At 67.0% G+C, this 3952-nt stretch carries 1 protein-coding gene; it reads left to right on the plus strand.

Features of this window, described 5'->3' with window-relative positions; genetic code table 11:
* Nucleotides 1–223: 223 nt before the first annotated feature.
* On the plus strand, nt 224–3952 hold a 3729-nt coding region (locus ACERNI_RS16540; RefSeq protein WP_448834345.1), incomplete at its 3' end, for an autotransporter domain-containing protein.

Genomic DNA, 3952 nt, shown 5'->3' on the forward strand with positions numbered 1-3952 from the left:
ACGCCAACCGCAACGCATGGCGCCTCAAGGCAGGCCTCAGGTACCAGTGGTGAGCCCGGAGGCGGCAACATGAATCCCCTCATCTAAACACAAAAAGGCGGGCGCCGCGCGTCCGTCTCTCCAGTATCGACCAGCGTAAAAATCCAGAAACTGAACAAAACGACAACGGATCCGAACGCTTCCAGAATGATTGTCTGTAAATATTTTATTAATTTTGAAGTTAATGAAAATGATTGCAAATTATACATCATCCGCGTCGGCGCTGACCATCGCCATCGCCCTGCTGGCTGCGACCATTTCCAGCCCAACCCACGCATCGGATCCACCGATCCACCATGAAACCGGCCATGTGCACAGCAAGGGCCGCTATACCATTTACACGCCGGACCAATCCGCCATCACCGTGCGCGGCCACGGCGCGCACGTGATCTTCACGGATGCGACCGACGTTCTGGCGTCGCGGCAGTTCACTCCGAAGCCGCCCGATCACGAGCGCTTCAAGGACCTGCTGGCCGGCCCGGCAGACCGGTTTGACCTCGTCCCGGATGCGCCGCAAGAGCTTCTGCCGAAGCCCGGACGCATGCCGCTGGCGTGGGCTGACCAGGGCGGCGTCCTCGAAATGAAGGGCGCATTGTCGCTCCGCACCAACGGCAATCTCACGCCCGCGCTTCTGGCCATGGAGCATGGGCAAATCTGCCTGAACGGCAAAACCTCCATCCGTGTCCGCGACATCCGCGGCGGGATCACGGGCAAGGGCGTGGTCGTCGAGGCCACTGACGGCGGCGACATCGTCGCCACCGGCCCCGTCAACATCCATGGCTACTCATTTCTCGACGGCGCGCCACAGGCCGGCGCGGCGGTGACGGCCATCCGCGCCGCCAATGGCGGCTCAGTCAGATTGCTGGGCGGAGGCCGGATCAGTGGACAGGCGTCTCTCCAGACGCCGCTCATCCATGTCGGGGCTGAAAGCCTGGCTCAGCTCAGCGGTTTTCATGACCGGCTGTCGGGTGGACCGGGGATCACCGCCACATTGACGCCAGTCGCGGAGGGCGTCTCCCGGGGAGACACAATCCGCATCGAAAGCGGCGGCAAACTGGCCATCTGGAACAGCAACGTCACGGCTGGGACGCAACCGGGCGATTTTGGCGTGCTCCTGCACGTCCCCAATCGCCCGCACGATGGCGCACATGGGGCGGAGACACATGCGCACATCGAAAACAGCAGGCTGAAGATCGATGCCGGCGCCGCCATTTTTGTCGGAAAGGGCAAGGACCGCACTTTCCTGACCCTGGGGCCTGGCGCGCAAATCCAGGGGCCGCAGAGCGACGCCGGCCTGTTGCTCGGAACCATGGGCCATACCGTTATCGATGCGCTGGACGCCAGCGACGCCAGGCTGCTGGGCCGCATTTCAGCCCTCGATGCAAAGCTCGCGCTGAAACTTGGCAAGAACGCGCAGTGGCAGGGCGACCTTGAAGCCACGCGCGGCGCCACCAGCATCCTCCTGATGGGCGACGCCATCTGGCGGGGCAGTGCTTCATTCCAGAATGATGACGACGCATCATCCATCTACGAATATGCCGCTTACGGCTACTACAGCGGCCTGGCGGGCGGCCCGGCCGGAAATCTGACGCCAGCGCCCCGCCGGTTTGCCTCGATCACGATCGGCGACAACGCCGAATGGCGCGGCGACCTGAACCAGACCCTGCCGCAGGCTGCGACAGTCAGGCTCCATGGCAAGGGAGTCTGGCGCGGCAATTTCATCGCCGGCGCCGAAACAGCCGGCAACATCACCCTCAAGGGACACAGCAAATGGATCGGCCATCTGGCCGCGGCTGACAGCAGCGCCGTTGACGTCAGGCTGGGTGGCCAGAGCTATTGGGGCGGGAGCGTCGCCGGCGGTAAAAATATCAGCCTGCAAAGCGGCGCGTGGTGGACCGTAACGGATACGTCGCGCACAACGCATCTGGACAACGCCGGCCGCATCGACCTTGACAGGATTGCCTGGCCGTCCCTGTCGGTCGGTTCATACCATGGCTCCGGCGGGTCCATGACGCTCCACGCCGAGCTCGGCGACGAAAAGTCGCCTGCCAACAGGTTGTATTTTGGCGACCGTCTTGGCGGACGCACCACCCTTCATATCGAGAACAGCGGCCCGGGCGACCAGACCCTTGGCAATGGCATACCCGTGGCCATTGCGATGACCGACGCCGCGCGCTCATCAATCGACGCCTTCACGCTGGCCAACGGCAAGCTCAATGCCGGCGCCTACGCCTATCAATTGCGCCTTGGCGGCGTGGAGAACCTGTCGCAACGCGACGCGAACACCTGGTATCTGCAATCATCCGCGGTCCTTTCAGACGCGACGCCGGCGTCACCGACGCACCTCTCCCCGCCAGCCGCCATTCCGGCGGCTGGCGCCGGGGGCGCGGGGGCGCTCGATGGCGACCTCAGCGCGGCGGTCCCGCCCACCGCGTTGCTGCCAAGGCTGGACGCCGGACGTCCCCTTCCGCCAAATCGCAACCGGCCGGTGATGCCGCAGGCGCCCGGCGACCACGGCCCCGCAGCGGTAGCCATGGCGCCACTGCCGCCGCCTCCGGCCTTCCCGCCGCCTCCGCCGCCTGTCAGCGCGCCCTATGAAGCGCCGCACCGTGGGCGGTCCGACTCAGGCATCTATGCCTCCATTTTCTCCCCGCTGGCGTCGCCTGCCGCGACGGCGGTCCGCGAGAACGCCCGCCCTGGGCCATTTGCTGGCCCGTTGAGCGCGCCTTCCCGCCCGGCGCCTCAGTTGGGCGCGCCTTCAGGGAGGCCAGTCAGCCCGATATATGACGACGTATACGATCCGGTATATGACAACGTACCGGATGAGCCGGCGTCGCCGACCGGCCAGGCGTTCTCCAGCGAGGCGCCGCCCCGTCCGCCGTTCCACCGTGAGCGGGCGCCGTCGTTGTCCGAGGGCGAAACCACGCCGCCAGGCGGAACGACGCCTTCCGTGGAGCCGTCGGCGCCGACCTTCTTCGCGCCGCGGCCAGCATCATTGCCAAACATGCCATGGCTTCCGGTGCGCGCGCCCCGGAACGCGGAGACGCCGCCCCCCGCTCCCGTGACGCCCACCGCCGTGACGCCGGTGATCCCCGCGCCAGCCCCGGCTCCCGCGCCAGCTCCGGCTCCGGCTCCTGCGCCCGCGCCGGTTCCTGCGCCTGCTCCGGTTCCCGCGCCAGTACCTGCACCCGCTCCTGCACCCGCTCCGGCTCCTGAGCCTGCGCCCGCTCCGGCAACAAAGCCCGCGCCAGTGGCGCAGCCGGCCCCCGTCCGCGCCGCGCCATCCGCGATCCCCGTCACCCCATGGAACGGCAGGCTGCTCGTCCCCATGTTCCGCGCCGAGGTTCCCCTCTACGCCGCCATTCCCGACATCGCCCGCACCCTCTCGCTGGCCACCGCAGGATCCCGGCATGACCGGCACGGCGCATCCGTGCTCAGGGGCCTCGACGCCAAAGGCAAGTCCTTCACTGGAGCATGGGCCCGCGCCTTCGCTGGAGCCATCTCCGAAAAGGCAAGCTCCTCCCTCACCCCGGCGGTCAACGGCCAGTTCAGCGGCTTCCAGATCGGAGCCGACATCCTCGGCTACAGCACCTCATGGGGCCAGGGGCGCTTCGGCCTGTTCGGCGGACATGCATCCGCCAACACCACCGTCCGCGGTTTCGCCGGCGGCAAGACCAATACCCACGTCGGCTCCCTCACGCTCGCCGCCACAAGCGCCGGAGCCTACTGGACCCACACCGGACCGGGCGGATGGTATCTCGACGCCACCGTCACCGGCTCCCGCTACGTCTCGGGCGGAAAGTCCACCAACGGCATCTCCCCCACCACCACAGGACGCGGCCTCACCGTCTCGCTGGAGGCCGGCGCGCCCCTGCGCCTCGGCCACGGCTTCACAATCGAGCCCCAGATCCAG

The organism is Camelimonas sp. ID_303_24, from assembly GCF_053543495.1.